Genomic DNA, 625 nt, shown 5'->3' with positions numbered 1-625 from the left:
TTTCTTGAAGCGGTGCTGTGGAAGGTTCGCGTTGGCGGTCCCTGGCGAGATCTCCCATCAGGATTTGGCGAATGGAACAGTGTGTTTCGGCGGTTCCGCCGATGGGCCCAACGCGGTGTGTTTCAGCGACTTTTCGAGGCTGTATCGGGTGATCCCGACTTTGAATATGTTCTTGTCGATGGCACGATCATCAGCGTCCACCAGAAAGCGAGTGGCGCAAAAGGGGGACTCTCAATCAGGCCATCGGGCGTTCGAAAGGCGGGTTGACCACCAAGGTTCTGGCACTCACCGATGCGCTAGGCAATCTGGTGCGCTTCAAGCTTCTACCCGGCCAGCGCAGTGAAATCGTTGGCGTGCCAGACCTGATCGACGGTCTGGAATTTGACGCCATGCTTGCCGACAAGGCATTCGATGCCAATTCCTTGCGCGAAGACCTCGATGCTCGCCAGGCACAAGCCATCATTCCGGCTAAAACCAATCGTCGCGTTCACATTCCCCACGACGAAGAAACCTACAAGTGGCGTCATCTGATCGAAAACTATTTCAGCAAAATCAAAGAGTTCAGAGGCATAAATACAAGATACGATAAAACCGATACCAGCTATCAAGCCTCATGGAACCTGGC

Annotated in this window: 1 pseudogene; it reads left to right on the top strand. The window is 53.8% G+C overall.

The window, feature by feature from the left end:
* Positions 1-625: pseudogene (locus tag ACXAIC_RS24770) on the top strand (IS5 family transposase); the annotation flags it as partial.

Source organism: Roseibium sp. AWQ4_254 (assembly GCF_056161025.1).
Note: the sequence above shows the minus strand (reverse complement) of the source record. Positions and strands in the feature narration are given on the sequence as shown.